The sequence below is a fragment of the Dermacoccus sp. NHGro5 genome (assembly GCF_017565385.1).
Taxonomy (GTDB): domain Bacteria; phylum Actinomycetota; class Actinomycetes; order Actinomycetales; family Dermatophilaceae; genus Dermacoccus; species Dermacoccus nishinomiyaensis.
Window position 1 is genome coordinate 1 of record NZ_JAGEKQ010000045.1, and the last position, 14611, is coordinate 14611.

Consider the following 14611-nt stretch of genomic DNA (forward strand, 5'->3'; position numbering starts at 1 on the left):
GAGATGTGCCTCGCGGGGGCGCAGCGTCACGTGCGTCACGAGATCCCGTTCTTCACCGGCCCGATGACGACGATGGACAAGTTCGTCTCGCGTCTGCGCTGACGCTCTCGCGTGGCCGCGCGGGGCGAGGCAATCGTCGCCCGGTCATGACGAAGGCCCGGTTCGAGTTCTCACTCGAACCGGGCCTTCGTCATGCGGCCTCACCGCGGCCTCCCGCGTCCCGTCACGTCAGCACGTCAACGACGCGGGGGAGGCTGCGTCAGCGGGCGGCCTCCGTCGCGACGGCGTCGACGGAGCCGACCCACCACTGGTAGTGATCGAGCACGTCGTGCGCGATCTGTTCCTTCGTGTACGTGTCGATCTCGTACGTGCCGCCGCCGGGCACGACGACCTCGAGCTGGCACGAGGTGTCGTCGGCCTCCACCATGCGCGATCCGTACGAGGCGACCTTCACCCGTCGGATGTGCGTGAGGTAGTGGAAGTCGTCGAAACCGGGCCCCTGCGCGTGGACGGTGAGCGTCACCGTCCGCGCGACGTGACGGCTCGGATCCGCGTTCGTCTCGACGACGGCGTCGACGCCGCTGTTGCGCAGTTCGGCCGCGACCTCCTCGAGGGCCGGTTCGACGACACTCGTCATGCGCGTCTCGAGCGTGCGCAGCGAGACGGTGCCGAACTGGCGTGCCAGCCGGTTGCGCCACGAACCCTGCGTCGGCGCGGGTGGCGCCGACACGATCGACGAGCGCAGCGAAGCGCGCAGCGCGTCGCTCTGACGCCGCTCGCCCTCGAGCGCGCGATGCAACCCGATCATGACGAGCACCATGACGACCGCGAACGGCAACCCCATGACGACGGTCGCCGACTGCAGCGCCTTGATGCCGCCGACGACGAGCATCGCCACCGTCAGCAGACCGGTCGCGGCGGCCCACAGGATGCGAACCCACGGCTTCGCGTCCGTCTCCGGGTCGGGCAGCGTCGACGAAAGGTTCGCCATGACGAGCGCGCCGGAGTCGGCCGAGGTCACATAGAACAGCAGGCCGACGAACGTCGCGAGCCCGATGATGAACGTCGCGGCCGGGTACTGCTGGAGCAGGTCGAAGAACCCCGTCTCCGGTGCGTTGACGGCCGATTCGCCGAACGCCGCGTGCCCGCCCCGGATGCGCTCGATCGCGCTGTTGCCGAACATCGTCACCCACATGACGATGTAGAGGAACGGGATCGTCAGCGTGCCGGTGACGAACTGCCCGATCGTGCGCCCCTTCGAGATGCGCGCGAGGAACATGCCGACGAAGCTCGCCCAGGCGATCCACCAGGCCCAGAAGAACAGCGTCCAGCCGTTCATCCAGTCGGCGGGGTAGTCGTAGGCCATCGTGTCCATCGTCATGCCGGGGAACATCGAGACGAAGTCGCCGACGTTCATGACGGCGGCGCGCAGCAGGAACGACGTGTCGCCGAACACGAGCACCCAACCCGCGAGCAGCAGCGCCAGGATGACGTTGAGCTGGCTGAGGATGCGGATGCCCTTGTCGACGCCGGATGTCGCCGAGATCGTCGCCATGACGACGGCGAGGACGACGAGGCCGATCTGCACCGGCAGGCCCTGCGGCGCGCCGAACAGCACGTCGAGGCCGACGTTGAGCATGACGACACCGATACCCAGGCTCGTCGCGACACCGAAGATCGTGCCGAGGACGGTGGCGATGTCGACTGCGTTGCCGATGCCACCCTTGATGCGCTTGCCGAACAGCGGGTACAGCGCTGAACGGACGGCGAGCGGCAGCCCCTTGCGGTGGGCGAAGTAGCCGAGGGCGAGGCCCATCAGCGTGTACATGCCCCACCCGGTGATGCCGTAGTGGAAGAGCGTCCAGACCGTCGCCTCACGTGCCGATTCGACGGTGCCGCCCTTGCCGGCCGGCGGGTTGAGGTACTGCGTCGCCGGTTCGGCCACCGCGAAGAACATGAGGTCGGTGCCGATGCCGGCGGCGAACAGCATGCACGCCCACGAGAACGTCGAGTACTCGGGCCGGTCCGAGTCGGCGCCCATGCGCACCTTCGAGTGACGCAGCGCGATGTACGCGACGAAGACGAGCGTCGCCGTCGCGAGGAGGATGTAGAACCAGCCGAACCAGTCGCCCATCCATGCCGTCAGATCACCGAGCTGCTTCTCGGCGGTCTTGGGGGCGACGAGGCACCATCCGGCGACGAGGACGATGAAGACGGCCGTGCCGCCGAGGACGACAGGCTTGACCTTGGGGTCGACGACCTGTTCGTCCTCGACGGTGACGGTGGCGGGGCTGCTCACGGCTGCTCCGCCATCACCTTCGCGGCGCTCGGGATCTCGTCCTTGGCGTCCCAGGCGTCGTTGCGGGGGTCACCCTGGGGCCACAGCGGCATCCCGGCCTTCGCGCGGTAGACCGGCGGGTCCTGCGGCTCGAGCATCGTGTTGCCGGCGATGAGGTCGGCGGCGCGCTCGGCGACCATCATGACGGGCGCGTAGATGTTGCCGTTCGTGATGCTCGGGAAGACCGAGGCGTCGGCGACGCGCAGGCCTTCGGTGCCGTGCACCTTCATCGAGTTCGGGTCGACGCACGACATCTCGTCGGTGCCCATCTTGACCGAGCAGCTCGGGTGCAGGGCCGTCTCCGCGTCCTTCGCGATCCAGTCGATGATCTCCTGGTCGGTGGCGCAGTCGGGCCCGGGGCTGATCTCGCCGCCGTCGAACGAGGCGAACGCGGGCTGCGACAGGATGTGACGCGCGGTGCGCACGACCTCGACCCACTCGCGACGGTCGTTCTCCGTCGACAGGTAGTTGAACAGGATGCTCGGGTGCTGCTTCGGGTCGGCGTTCTTGATGCGCACGTGACCGCGCACGTCAGAGTTCATCGGGCCGATGTGCACCTGGTAGCCGTGCTCGTGGTCACCGCCGGTGCCGTCGTAGCGGACGGCGACGGGCAGGAAGTGGAACATCAGGTTGGGGTACTGGACGTCCTCGTTCGTGCGGAGGAAGCCGCCGGCCTCGAAGTGGTTGGAGGCGCCGACACCGGAGTTGAGGAACAGCCACTGCGCACCGATGTACGGGGCCTTCCACTTCTTCAGCCACGGCTGGATGGAGACGGGCTGTTTCGACTCGTGCTGCAGGTACACCTCGAGGTGGTCCTGGAGGTTCTCACCGACTCCGGGCAGCTCGACGCGCGGCGTGACGCCGGCCTCGCGCAGGTACTCGGGGTTGCCGACGCCCGAGAGCTGCAGCAGCTGCGGGGTGTTGAACGCTCCACCGCACAGGATGACCTCGCCGGCGTCGACGCTGTGGTGACGACGGCCGCCGCGCACGAAGTCGACACCCGTGACGCGGTTGCCGTCCCAGCGCAGCTTCGTGACGAACGACAGCGTCGCGATGTCGAGGTTCTTGCGGTTCTTGATCGGCCACAGGTACGAGCGCGACGCGCTCATGCGCGAGCCGTTGAACGTGTTGTGGTCGAAGGGCGCGAAGCCCTCCTGGCGGTAGCCGTTGACGTCGTCCGTCAGCGCGTAGCCGGCCTGCTGCGTCGCCTCGAAGAAGGCCTGGAACAGCGGCGACGACGCGGGGCCGCGCTCGAGCACGAGGGGGCCGGAGCCGCCGCGCCAGGCGTCAGCGCCGGCGAGCGTCGTCTCCATGCGCTTGAAGTACGGCAGGCAGTGCTTGTAGTCCCAGTCCTGCATGCCCTCGAACGATGCCCACTTCTCGTAGTCGCCGGGGTTGCCGCGCTGGAAGATCATGCCGTTGATCGAGCTCGAACCACCGAGCACCTTGCCGCGCGTGTGCGCGACGCGGCGGCCGCCCATGTAGGGCTCCGGGTCGGTCTCGTACTTGTAGTCGTACAGCGGGTTGCCCGAGGGGAACATGAGCGCGGCGGGCATGTGGATGAGCGGGTCGAACTTGAAGTCGGCGCGCCCCGCCTCGAGGACGAGGACGCTCGTGCCGGCGTCCGCCGAGAGGCGGTTGGCGAGGGCGGAACCGGCGGATCCACCGCCGACGATGACGTAGTCGTAACGCTTCTTCATGGTGTCTCTCCTGATCGTTCGATCGGTCTCGGTGTCGTGGGTGCGCTCAGGCCTGCTCGCGACCGGAGAACCAGTCGGCGGGCGCGGGGCGCGTGTTGTGCCAGATGTGCTTGGTCTCGACGTACTCGCCGAGGCCGGCCTCACCGAGTTCGCGGCCGATGCCGCTCTGCTTCATGCCGCCCCACTCGGCCTGCGGGACATAGGGGTGGTAGTCGTTGATCCAGATCGTGCCGTGACGCAAACGCTTCGCGACGCGCTCCGCGCGGCCGGCGTTCTCCGTCCACACCGCGCCGGCGAGGCCGTAGATCGTGTCGTTCGCGATGGCGACGGCGGCGTCCTCAGCCTCCTCGCGCGTGGCGCCGGAGAACGTCTCGACCGTGAGGACGGGGCCGAACGACTCGTCGTGGACGCACGCCATCGAGGCGTCGCACGCGTCGAGGATCGTCGGGAGGTAGTAGGAGCCGTTCGCGAGTTCACCCTCGCCGCGCTTGCCTCCGGTGCGCAGCACGGCGCCGTCGGCGACGGCCCGCTGCACGTAGGCGTCGACCTTCTCGAGGTGCGCCTCGCTGATGAGCGGGCCCGTCTCGGCGTCGTCGTCGAACGGGCCGCCGAGGCGGATCAGCTCGCAGCGACGCACGAGTTCGTCGACGACCTCGTCGTGGATCGACTCCTCGACGATCAGACGCGCACCGGCGGAGCACACCTGGCCCGAGTCGAGCATGATCGCGGTCAGGGCGTTGTCGATGGCGGCGGGCAGGTCGGCGTCGGCGAAGACGACGTTGGGGTTCTTGCCGCCGAGTTCGAGGGCGACCCGCTTGACCGTCGGGGCGGCCGCGGCCATGATCGCGCGGCCGGTGACGACGCCACCGGTGAAGGAGACGAGGTCGACCTCCACGTTCTCCGTCATCTCGACGCCGACGCTCGAGCCCGGGCCGAGGACGAGGTTCGCGACGCCCGCGGGCAGGCCGGCCTCGGCGAGGGCGTCCATGAGCCACATCGCGCTCTGCGGCGTCAGTTCGGCGGGCTTGAGGACGAACGTGTTGCCCGCCGCGAGCGCCGGTGCGACCTTCCACGCCGTCTGCAGCAGCGGGTAGTTCCAGGGCGTGATGAGCGAGCACACACCCACCGGCTCGGTGACGACGCGGCTCGACACGTCCGGCATGCCCGTCTCGACGACGCGGCCGGCGTGCTGCGTCGTCAGCGCCGAGAAGTGGCGGAAGACACCGATGATGTCGTCCATGTCGATGAGCGACTCGGCGTAGCGCTTGCCCGTGTCCTGCGACTCCATGCGCGCGACCTTCTCCTTGTCCCGCTCCAGCAGGTCGGCGAGTTTCGCGAGCAGGGCGGCGCGCTCGGGGGCGGGCGTGTTCGGCCACTCACCCGAGTCGAACGCGCGACGTGCGGCGGCGATGGCCTTCGCCGCGTCCTCGGCCCCGGCCTCGTCGACGACGATGACCTCGCTGCCGTCGGCCGGGCAGGTGATGGTGCGCTTCTCGCCGGACGCTGCGGCGACCCATTCGCCGTCGATGTACAGGGTGTTCATTCGGCCTCCTCGTGCTCGGTGCGTGACGCAGGCGACGAGCCGGCCGCCCTGGGTGCGGGCGTCTCGTGACGTGCGCGACGCGGGTCTGGCCTGCCCGTGCGACGCGACGGGCGGGTGGCCAGAGGGGATATAACGTGCGTTATCGACACCAGGATAACGCACGTTATATTCTGGTGATGTGAACACCCGAACACCCGTGCGTGAACGGCTGCTGGACGCGGCCGACTCGCTCCTCTTCATCGAAGGTGCCTTCGCGACGCCCGTCGACACGATCCTCAAGCGCGCGGGCGCCTCGCCGCCCAGCCTCTACGCCCACTTCGGCAACAAGGAGGGGCTGATCGCCGCGGCGCTGCGACGTCGCCTGAACATCTGGACCCAGGTGTGGGACGACGCGATCGCCGCCGCCGCCGATGATGAGGAACGCCTGCTCGCGCTGTGGCCGGCGCTCGCGACCTACCAGGCGGAGCGCCTGCCCGAGCGGTGGTGCGCGTTCAGCGGGACGAGCGCCGCCATCGTCAACCCTGGCCCGGATCTGCGCGCCGTGCTCGAGGAGGAAACGGCGCTACTGCGCGACAGGCTGCTGGCGTACAGCGAACCCGTTGCAGGGGCGGCGGCGCCGCACCTGGCGTCAGCGCTCATGACGATCTACGCCGGGACGCTCGCGCTCATGCTTCGCGAACCGTACGAGGACGCCCTCGAGGAGGGGCGACGTGCCGCCGAGATGCTCGTGCGCTCGTATCGCGTCGCGCGGGAGCGGGCGGTCTGAGATTGGAGCGCCGCTCGTGCTCGCGCGTGGGCCGGCGGACAGGGCGCGGTGACGCAAACTGCACGAGAAATGCGCATCTGCACGAGGAGTGTGCGGCACATTCCTCGTGCAGATGCGTAATTTTCGAGCAGATCCTCCGCGGCAGGGTTGGGGCTACGTCAGGATCGGGCGTGGCGACCGTCAGTTCGTGGCGGGCCGCAACGTCATGCTGATCGAGTTGATGCAGTAGCGCTCGTCCGTCGGCGTCGAAAAACCTTCACCGCGGAAGACGTGGCCGAGGTGGCTGTCGCACTTCGCGCAGCGCACCTCGGTGCGTATCATGCCGTGGCTGCGATCCTCGATGAGACGGACGTCGTCAGCATCGGCGGGCGCGAAGAACGCGGGCCAGCCGCATCCGCTGTGAAACTTCTCGCGGCTCGTGAACAGTTCGGCGCCGCAGGCGCGGCACGCGTAGACGCCCTCGGTCTCGGTGTCGGTGTACTCGCCACGGAAGGCCGGCTCGGTGCCGCCCTCGCGCAGGACGGCGTACTCGGCGGGGGAGAGCGTGGCTCGCCAGTCCTGCTCGGACGTCGGGGTGGTCGGGTCGCTCATCGAAGAACCTCCTGGACGAGGGCGTCGGCGCCGCCGAGTGGCGGGCCGTGGGGTGTCGAGTCATCGTCGCTCGAGCGGTGAGCCCTCTCGCTGGTGCTGGCAGCGTCCCCCGAGCAGGGGCGGCCTGACAAACGGTTCGGGCTCACGTCATCGTCAACCACGCGGGGCGCCGGTTCGTTCCCGCAGGACGCAGTCGCCGCAGACCGTGTCGCGTGAGTTGCCCGGCAGCCGATAGAGCTGACAGCAGCTGTGACGGCGAAAGCTCACTGTCCCGATGCGGCCGTCGGTCAGTGGTCGGCCACGGGCTGCGGTCAGTGCCGTGAGGCAGGCATCGGCGATCTGTCTCACCGCCGTCGACTGGCCGGGATCGACCCTGACGACGGTGCGCGCCGCGCCATGGAGCGCCGACGCCACGTTGCCCCAGGCAATCGAAGCTGACGGCGTCAGCGCGGTCGACGTCAGGGGAATTGCCAGTCGATCGACGAGGGCGCGGGCGAAGTGATCGACGCTCGTGTTGACGGCGACGCTCGCGTCGCTGGCGGCGTGTGCGACGGGGGTGGCGAGCGCCGGCCGGGCACTCCATTCGGGGGAGAGCGCCAGCGGAAACGTGGTCGTGCCGTCGTCCTGCCAGAACAGTTGGTCGAGCGTGGGGACGCAGGCACCTCTCGAGCCCCCGGAGGGTGTATTCCGCAGCGCCGACCCGATCCACGGTGACAGCACCCGCGCGCACACCCCGAGATGCAAGACGGCGCCGAGCGCACGGACGTCGACATCATCGGAGTGAAGAGAACCGGCAGCGGCCGTCCGCTCGCGAGCTCGGTCGATCCACGCGCCCAGGGCGCCACGGGACGCGAGGTCGGCGCCGAGGGGCCGCCAATCCGCCCCCGGCGTCATGGCATCCACGCGGAAGAACGGGCCCAGGTCGGGCTCGCTCACGCGGGAGGCGGAGGGGGACGGCATGCCTCAACCCTGCCAAGGCGAGTGGGGCGAGGCAACGCGGGGCGGGCATCTGTCGCCTACGCTTCGAGCATGGCGTCCACCGCAGTGACCCTCGAGATTCCCGGCCCCGACGGCGAGGAGCGCACCGTCAGGGTGTCGAGTCCCGACCGCGTCGTCTATCCCGACGACGGGGTGACGAAGCTCGACCTCGTCGAGTATGTGCTCGCCGTGGCCGAGCCGTTTCTGCGCTGGAGCGGCGATCGGCCTGTCGCGTTGGAGCGTTACCCGAAGGGGCTGGCGGACAAGCCGTTCTTCAGCAAGAACCCGCCCAAGGGTGCGCCGAGTTACGCGCGCAGTGTGATGTGCACGTACCCGAGCGCCCGGGCGCACGAGCAGCTCGTCCTCGACGAGCCCGCGATGCTCGCCTGGTGCGTGCAGATGAACACGGTGACGTTTCATCCGTGGCCCGTGCGCGCCGAGAACAACGACAATCCTGACGAGCTGCGCATCGACCTCGACCCGCAGCCGGGGCGCGATTTCGCTGATGCCGTCGAGGCGGCGTTCGCGCTCAAGGAGCTCATGGAGTCGCTGGGGTTCACACCGTTCGTCAAGACGTCCGGCAACCGTGGCGTCCATGTGTATGCACGCATCGCGCCGACGCGGGAGTTCCTCGACGTGCGTCACGGTGTCATCGGCATTGCGCGCGAGTTGGAGCGTCGGCTGCCCGATCTGGTGACGACGGAGTGGTGGAAGGAGCTGCGCGGCGAGAAGGTGTTCGTCGACTTCAACCAGGCGAACCGCGACCGGACGATCGCCGCGGCGTATTCGCCGCGGCCGCTGCCGGGTGCGCCGGTCTCGATGCCGGTGGCGTGGTCGCAGCTGCGTGACGTCACGCCGTCCGACTTCACGGTGCGCACCGTGCCCGGCATCGTCGCTGCGGACGGTGACGCATGGGCGCGGGCGCCGGGGGAGTCGATGAACGACCATGTCGGTGACGTCGACGCGGCCATCGCGCTGTGGGACGCCGACGTCGAACGCGGCCTGCCCGAGCTGCCGTTTCCGCCCGATTACCCGAAAATGCCCGGTGAGCCGCCGCGCGTGCAGCCGAGCCGCGCCAAGAAAGACGCGCCGTGACGCCGTGGCTCGAGACCGAGCGGCTCGTGCTGCGCGAGCCGTTGGACGCCGACGTCGACGCGTGCCGCGCGAGCCCTCGGACGCCGACGTCGACGCGTGCTGGCGCATCCACGGGGATCCGCGGACGTATGCCCATCTGCCGTCGGGGCGCATGAAGGCGGCCTCCGAGGCCGTCGACCTCATCGCGTCGTGGCGCGCGCACTGGCGTCAGCACGGGTTTGGGTACGCAGCCGTCGTCGACGACACGGGCGAGGTCGTCGGTTTCTGAGGCGTAGAGCTGCGTGACCTCGGTGGCGAGCCCGTGCTCAACCTCTACTACCGCTTCGACTCCGACCACTGGGGCCCGGGTTACGCGGCCCAGGCCGCCAGCGCCGTCGTCGAATGGGCGCTGCGCCAGGGGCCTGACGCGCCGCTCGTCGCCGTCATGGCGACGAACAACCCGGCGTCAGCGCGGGTGGCGGAGCGCGTGGGGCTGTAGCTCAGCGACCGCCAGCACGATCGCGACCCGTCGAACACGTCATCTGGGAGGCGCCGCGAGCGACGTAGTCGTGCGACGCGTGCGTTGCCACGTCGAGCCCAGCGGCGAGGTTGCTCGCGGTCGCGCGATGTGATGCGCGACAGCCGTAGGGGTGCGTGGAGTATTCGATGGGGTGCGGCTCTGTGACCCAGTCAACTCTAATTGACACGCCCTGCTGCGCGACCTAGCCTCAGGGCATGCCCAAGATCAGTAAGCCCCTGCCCCAGGAACTGCGCGGAATCTCCGAGAAGTCCGTCGAAGAGGCGGCCGCGCGCATCATGGAGGGCTTCCGGGTGCAGACGCACCTGTTCACCAAGGACGAGCTCGAGGGGCTCGCCATGCTCAACAACCTCATGTCCGACACGATCAAGTGGGTCGTCGCCGAGCGTCGCGCCAAGGGCGACTCGTGGGCCCAGATCGGCGAGAGCCTCGGCATCAGCAAGCAGGCGGCGCAGCAGCGCTTCGGCAAGAAGGCCGACAAGCCCGTCGTCGACGAGAACATCGCGCTGGCGGGCTGACGCGCTCGCCTGTACACATCTGCGATCTTCGTCCATATTCACGCCGGCGTCCGTTGGGACCTGCTGGCTTGAGAATGTGGACGAAGATCGCAGATGTGGACGCAAATCGAGAAAGGAAACGGGATTCGCGAAGGGGACAGGAATCGCAGAACGGTCGTCGTCAGGGGAGTAGGGACGACGGGGGAGCGATGACGACGGGGATGCCGGGGCGCTGGGCGTGACGACGAACGGGCGTGACGGCGAACCAGGCGCGGCGGGTCAGCCGCGTCGCAGCACCTCTCCGAGGTCATAGTCGGGGGCGCGTTCAACCTGCTCGAGAGTGCAGGAAGTCGGCTCGCGGTCGGGGCGCCAGCGCAGGAACGTCACGGCATGACGGAAGCGGTTGCCCTCCAACTGATCGAACGCGACCTCGACGACGCGTTCGGGGCGAAGGGGCACGAACGAGACGTCCTTCGAGCTGCTGAAGCGTGAGCGATCCGTCTCACCGTGCGCGGCGTTGCCGTCGGCGTCGCGCACGACGAGCGGGTCGAGTTCGTCGAAGAGTTCGCGCCGTCGCGCCGCCGTGAACGCGCTGACGCCCCCGACGTTGTGCAACTCGCCGTCCGCGTCGGCGAGCGCGAGCAGCAGCGATCCGACGCCATCGCCGCTCTTGTGCACGCGATAACCGACGACGACGGCTTCGGCCGTGCGCTTGTGCTTGATCTTGAGCATCGTGCGCTTGCCCGGCTCGTAGACGTCGGAGCGACGCTTCGCGACGACGCCGTCGAGCCCCGCGCCCTCGAACTGCTCGAACCAGCGACGTGCCTCGTCGGCGTCGCGCGTCGTGCGCGTCAGGTAGACCGAATCGCTCGTCGGCCACTGCGCGAACAGCGCCTCCAGACGTGCGCGACGTTTCTCGAACGGCTCGCCCATGACGTCGTCGTCGCCCTCGGCGAGCAGATCGAACGCGACGAACTGCGCCGGCGTCTCTGCGGCCAACTTCTCGATGCGCGACGCGGCGGGGTGGATGCGTGCGCTGAGCGCGTCCCAACTGAGCCGCTCATGCCCGGGCGAGCCCTGACGCAGCACGATCTCACCGTCGAGGACGACACGCTCGGGCAGCGCCAACTTCAGCGCCTCGACGAGTTCCGGGAAGTAGCGCGTCAGCAACTTCGAGCCGCGCGAGTGCAACTCGACGTCGTCGCCGTCCCGCGCGACGATGCAGCGGAAACCGTCCCACTTCGGTTCGTAGGTGAACTCGTCACCCTCCGGCACGCTCGTGACGGCCTTCGCGAGCATCGGTTGGACGGGCAGTGTGATGGGCAAGCTCATGCCACCCATTGTCGCCCCATCCGTGTCGCCGCGGCCCGTGCTTCGGCGCTGCTCCGATCCGAGATGAGGCGTCACTCATGACCATCACGACCGGAACGCGCGCAGCGGCACACCCCGGCCACGAGTGAACGAACGAGCGGTCGCCGAAACCAGAAGCGTCCCGACAGCGGGGAGGTCGGCGCGACGAACACCCTCGATCACCGATGAACGAACGGGGCGCTCGAGGCAGCTGAAGGCGCCCGACGGCGTGAGGCCGCCGCGATGAAACAATTGAAGAGTGAAGCGTCTCAGTAGCCGCCAGTCCGTCGTGCTCGGTCTCGGAACGGGCGCGGCGCTCGCCGCGACGACGAGCGCGGCGTCCGTCACCATCGCGGCGGTCTTCGCGCGCAAGCTCGTCACACCTGAGAAGGAAAAACCGAACGACGCGGACGTCCTGACCGTCCGTCACGGCCTCGACGGGGTGGCCACGAGCGCAGTCTTCGCGTCGAGCGTCGAATCCCTCGCGCCCGGCCGCTACGGGCTGTACTGGGACGACGAACGCGGCCACGCTCGCATCGGCGAGATCCTCGGTCACACCGACGCGGGCGGCGTCATCCGGGCCGTCGACGCCGTCACGCGCGGCGAGCTCCTCCCGGGCCCCGCCCGCTGGAGCGGCTGGTACGTCGACGGTTCGCCCCAGGACGCGTACGGCATCCGAACCGAAGAACTCGCGCTTCCCACCGTCAACGGCCGCGCGCCGGCATGGGTGACGCGCGCCGGCGACGGCACCCGCTGGGCGGTTCTCGTCCACGGCCGCGGCGCCCGTCGCGGGGAGACGTTGCGCGCCGTCCCGGTGCTCACCGACCTCGGCATCTCGTGCATCATCCCGAGCTACCGCAACGACTCCGACGGGCCCGCCAGCAGCGACGGCAAGTACGCCCTCGGACTCACCGAGTGGGAAGACGTCGATCTCGCCCTCGAGTTCGCGCTGCGGGAGGGCGCGCGCAGCATCGACCTGCTCGGCTGGTCGATGGGCGGCGCGATCGTCATGCAGGTACTCGCGCGCAGCGGCCACGCGGGGGCGGTGCGTCGCGTCGTCCTCGACGGGCCGGTGCTCGACTGGGCCGACGTCATGGCTCACCATGCGCGGGCCAATCGGCTGCACCCGCGCCTCGCCGACCTCGCGGCACGTCTGTTGGGCGGCAACCGATCGAGCCGGCGGATGACGGGGCTCGCGCAGGCGATCGACGTCACGCTGACGAACTGGGTCGCGCGCGCCGGCGAGCTGACGAAGCCGATGCTCGTCATCCACTCCGTCGACGACGAGTTCGTGCCCTACGGACCGAGCGCGGAGCTCGCACGGCTGCGCCCTGACATCGTCACCTGGCAGCGCTGGGAGCAGGCCCGACATGTGCGCGAGTGGAACACCGACCCGGCCCGTTGGGAGCGATGCGTCCGCGAGTTCCTCGCTCGCTGAGGGCCGTTCGTACGCCTGATCGCTGCGGAACGAGCGGGTGGTGGTCGCTCTGTCGCCGACGAGCGTTGAATCGGCGTCCTTCGAAAGCGTTGCGCCCCAACGGATCACCGTGATCTCACCGAATCGCTTGTCCGTGCGGAAGCGAAGTACATGACAACGCCGGTCGGGTCTGCCACGATGACTGGTATGTCCAAGAAGGCCAAGAGCGAGTCGCCCGAGGCGCCCGAGAAGGCAGCGAAGAGCGCCTCCTCGTCGTCGAAGGCCGCCACCAAGAGCGACACGTCCAAGTCGGCGAAGGAGGCGGGTACGTCGTCGAAGACGTCCGCCAAGACCACGGCCGCCGGGGGAGCGTCCACGAAGACCACGACGTCTGACGCGCAGCCGAAGAAGAAGTCGGCTGACAAGGCGTCGAACAAGTCGTCCTCGAGCAAGAAGTCGGCTGACACGACGGCGAAGTCCGACGCGAAGAAGAAGTCCGAGGCGACGAAGAAGTCCGAGGCGAGCGCGGCCAAGACGGCGGCCACGTCGAAGACCGCCGAGACGAGGGCGTCGACAGCGAAGGGCGAGAAGAAGGCGAAGAAGTCGGCGTCCGACGCCACGTCCGAGGCGAGGAACGTCGGCACGTCGACGAGCACGGCCCGCCTTGCGCCCGCCAAGGTGGCTCGTCTCAAGCAGGCCGAGGAGGTCATCGCCAACGTCGGCCGTGACGAGGCGACGCGCAAGGGGACGAAGAAGTTCAAGGCCGTCAAGAGCGACTTCGCCTCGGCGCTGCGCGTCGGTGAGGGGTTCGTCCTCGCCGACCTGGACGCGTCGTCCACGCCCGCGTTCGACGGCGGGCCCAAGAAGGCCGAGAAGGTCATGCGCAAGACGGGCGACGAGCTCGCTGACCTGCAGGAGCGGCTCTACGCGAGCGAGCGTCACCCCGGCGGGCGCAGCGTCCTGCTGCTCGTGCAGGGCATGGACACCTCCGGCAAGGGCGGCATCATGCGTCACGTCGTCGGCACGATGGACCCACAGGGCGTCGAGCTGACGGCCTTCAAGACGCCGACGAAGGAAGAGCAAGCGCATCCGTTCCTGTGGCGCATCCGCAATGCGCTGCCCAAGCCCGGTTATGTCGGGGTGTTCGACCGGAGCCAGTACGAGGACGTCCTCGTCGTGCGTGTCCACGACCTCGTCTCGCGACCGGTGTGGATGCGTCGCTACGGCCAGATCAACGCGTTCGAGGAGTCGGTCGTCGCGAATGGCACGACGATCATCAAGGTGATGCTCCACATCTCCGCCGACGAGCAGAAGGCGCGCCTTGCCGAGCGTCTCGAGGACCCGGAGAAGTTCTACAAGTTCAACCCGGGCGACCTCGTCGAACGCTCCTACTGGAGTGAGTACCAGGAGGCCTACCAGGCGCTGCTGGAGAAGACGTCGACGGACGTCGCGCCGTGGTTCGTCGTCCCGGCCGACAACAAGTGGTATGCGCGTCTTGCTGTGCAGCAGCTCGTCCTCGAGCACCTGCGCGCCCTCGCCCTCGAGTGGCCGGAGGCGACGTTCGACGTCCCCGAGCAGCGCGCTCGCCTCGACAAGCTCTGACGTCCACGCCGCGGGCCGGGTCCGTACGAGCACGGCCGGCGGCGCGCAGCCACGAGAAGACGAACATGACGAGGGGCTGACCGGTTCGATCGAACCGGTCAGCCCCTCGTCATGCGTTCGTCAGCTCTCTGTGCGCGGCGCCTGCAGCACCGCGAGGGTGCGCGGGGGCAGCTTGACGGTGTCGCCGCCGCTCAGTTCGACGCCTGCTTCGGCGTCC

13 protein-coding genes are annotated in these 14611 nt (G+C 68.8%); 7 read left to right on the top strand and 6 right to left on the bottom strand.

Going from position 1 to position 14611, the window contains the following annotated elements; all coding sequences use genetic code 11:
- Positions 1 to 259 precede the first annotated feature (259 nt).
- Genes betT through J4Z35_RS13710 form a run of 3 tightly spaced genes read right to left on the bottom strand, consistent with a single transcriptional unit; the run spans position 260 to position 5581 of the window.
- On the bottom strand, positions 260 to 2299 hold the full coding sequence (gene betT / locus J4Z35_RS13700) for a choline BCCT transporter BetT (RefSeq protein WP_074039211.1): 2040 nt from the start codon (positions 2297 to 2299) through the stop codon (positions 260 to 262).
- Positions 2296 to 4038, bottom strand: a complete 1743-nt coding sequence (gene betA / locus J4Z35_RS13705; RefSeq protein ID WP_038567914.1) for a choline dehydrogenase — start codon at positions 4036 to 4038, stop codon at positions 2296 to 2298. Before betA ends, betT begins: the two co-directional genes overlap by 4 nt.
- A 46-nt stretch (positions 4039 to 4084) precedes the next feature.
- The gene (locus J4Z35_RS13710; protein WP_006945275.1) at positions 4085 to 5581 is read right to left on the bottom strand and encodes an aldehyde dehydrogenase family protein; all 1497 of its coding nucleotides are present in this window, start codon (positions 5579 to 5581) and stop codon (positions 4085 to 4087) included.
- A gap of 178 nt (positions 5582 to 5759) precedes the next feature.
- On the opposite strand from J4Z35_RS13710, the gene J4Z35_RS13715 reads away from it, so the two are divergent.
- Positions 5760 to 6347 carry a TetR/AcrR family transcriptional regulator gene (locus J4Z35_RS13715; RefSeq protein ID WP_006945215.1) on the top strand — a complete coding sequence of 196 codons (588 nt, stop codon included), beginning with the start codon at positions 5760 to 5762 and terminating at the stop codon, positions 6345 to 6347.
- Between the two features lie 180 nt (positions 6348 to 6527).
- On the opposite strand, the gene msrB is transcribed toward J4Z35_RS13715, so the two are convergent.
- Together msrB and J4Z35_RS13725 are read right to left on the bottom strand one after the other, a co-directional pair.
- Entirely contained in the window at positions 6528 to 6938 is a 411-nt protein-coding gene (gene msrB / locus J4Z35_RS13720; protein ID WP_006945288.1) for a peptide-methionine (R)-S-oxide reductase MsrB, read from the bottom strand.
- Between the two features lie 153 nt (positions 6939 to 7091).
- Positions 7092 to 7898 carry a (2Fe-2S)-binding protein gene (locus tag J4Z35_RS13725; RefSeq protein WP_006945304.1) on the bottom strand — a complete coding sequence of 269 codons (807 nt, stop codon included), beginning with the start codon at positions 7896 to 7898 and terminating at the stop codon, positions 7092 to 7094.
- Positions 7899 to 7967: 69 nt separating this feature from the next.
- Here J4Z35_RS13725 and ligD point away from each other — a divergent pair, with 69 nt between their 5' ends.
- From ligD to J4Z35_RS13745, 4 genes are all read left to right on the top strand, one after another.
- On the top strand, positions 7968 to 9011 hold the full coding sequence (gene ligD, locus J4Z35_RS13730; RefSeq protein WP_040014632.1) for a non-homologous end-joining DNA ligase: 1044 nt from the start codon (positions 7968 to 7970) through the stop codon (positions 9009 to 9011).
- Positions 9012 to 9072: 61 nt separating this feature from the next.
- On the top strand, positions 9073 to 9279 hold the full coding sequence (locus J4Z35_RS13735) for a GNAT family N-acetyltransferase (protein ID WP_082740642.1): 207 nt from the start codon (positions 9073 to 9075) through the stop codon (positions 9277 to 9279).
- A gap of 9 nt (positions 9280 to 9288) precedes the next feature.
- The gene (locus tag J4Z35_RS13740; RefSeq protein ID WP_082740644.1) at positions 9289 to 9489 is read left to right on the top strand and encodes a GNAT family N-acetyltransferase; all 201 of its coding nucleotides are present in this window, start codon (positions 9289 to 9291) and stop codon (positions 9487 to 9489) included.
- A 236-nt stretch (positions 9490 to 9725) separates the two neighbouring features.
- Positions 9726 to 10046 carry a hypothetical protein gene (locus tag J4Z35_RS13745; RefSeq protein ID WP_038567925.1) on the top strand — a complete coding sequence of 107 codons (321 nt, stop codon included), beginning with the start codon at positions 9726 to 9728 and terminating at the stop codon, positions 10044 to 10046.
- A 258-nt stretch (positions 10047 to 10304) separates the two neighbouring features.
- Here J4Z35_RS13745 and J4Z35_RS13750 read toward each other — a convergent pair whose 3' ends face one another.
- A complete protein-coding gene (locus J4Z35_RS13750) occupies positions 10305 to 11357 on the bottom strand; it encodes an ATP-dependent DNA ligase (RefSeq protein ID WP_074039521.1) in 1053 nt (350 codons plus the stop codon).
- Between the two features lie 277 nt (positions 11358 to 11634).
- On the opposite strand from J4Z35_RS13750, the gene J4Z35_RS14635 reads away from it, so the two are divergent.
- Positions 11635 to 12813 (top strand): alpha/beta fold hydrolase, encoded by a 1179-nt coding sequence (locus tag J4Z35_RS14635; RefSeq protein WP_074039212.1) that lies wholly within the window; start codon positions 11635 to 11637, stop codon positions 12811 to 12813.
- A 186-nt stretch (positions 12814 to 12999) separates the two neighbouring features.
- A complete protein-coding gene (locus J4Z35_RS14900; protein ID WP_083603748.1) occupies positions 13000 to 14394 on the top strand; it encodes a PPK2 family polyphosphate kinase in 1395 nt (464 codons plus the stop codon).
- Positions 14395 to 14611 lie beyond the last annotated feature (217 nt).

Bases quoted from the DNA above. Each gene is read 5' to 3' on its own strand.
- J4Z35_RS13725 (WP_006945304.1), bottom strand. From the start codon at position 7,898: ATGCCGTCCCCCTCCGCCTCCCGCGTGAGCGAGCCCGACCTGGGCCCG.
- J4Z35_RS13745 (WP_038567925.1), top strand. From the start codon at position 9,726: ATGCCCAAGATCAGTAAGCCCCTGCCCCAGGAACTGCGCGGAATCTCC.
- betA (WP_038567914.1), bottom strand. From the start codon at position 4,038: ATGAAGAAGCGTTACGACTACGTCATCGTCGGCGGTGGATCCGCCGGT.
- ligD (WP_040014632.1), top strand. From the start codon at position 7,968: ATGGCGTCCACCGCAGTGACCCTCGAGATTCCCGGCCCCGACGGCGAG.
- J4Z35_RS13750 (WP_074039521.1), bottom strand. From the start codon at position 11,357: ATGAGCTTGCCCATCACACTGCCCGTCCAACCGATGCTCGCGAAGGCC.
- J4Z35_RS14900 (WP_083603748.1), top strand. From the start codon at position 13,000: ATGTCCAAGAAGGCCAAGAGCGAGTCGCCCGAGGCGCCCGAGAAGGCA.
- msrB (WP_006945288.1), bottom strand. From the start codon at position 6,938: ATGAGCGACCCGACCACCCCGACGTCCGAGCAGGACTGGCGAGCCACG.
- J4Z35_RS13710 (WP_006945275.1), bottom strand. From the start codon at position 5,581: ATGAACACCCTGTACATCGACGGCGAATGGGTCGCCGCAGCGTCCGGC.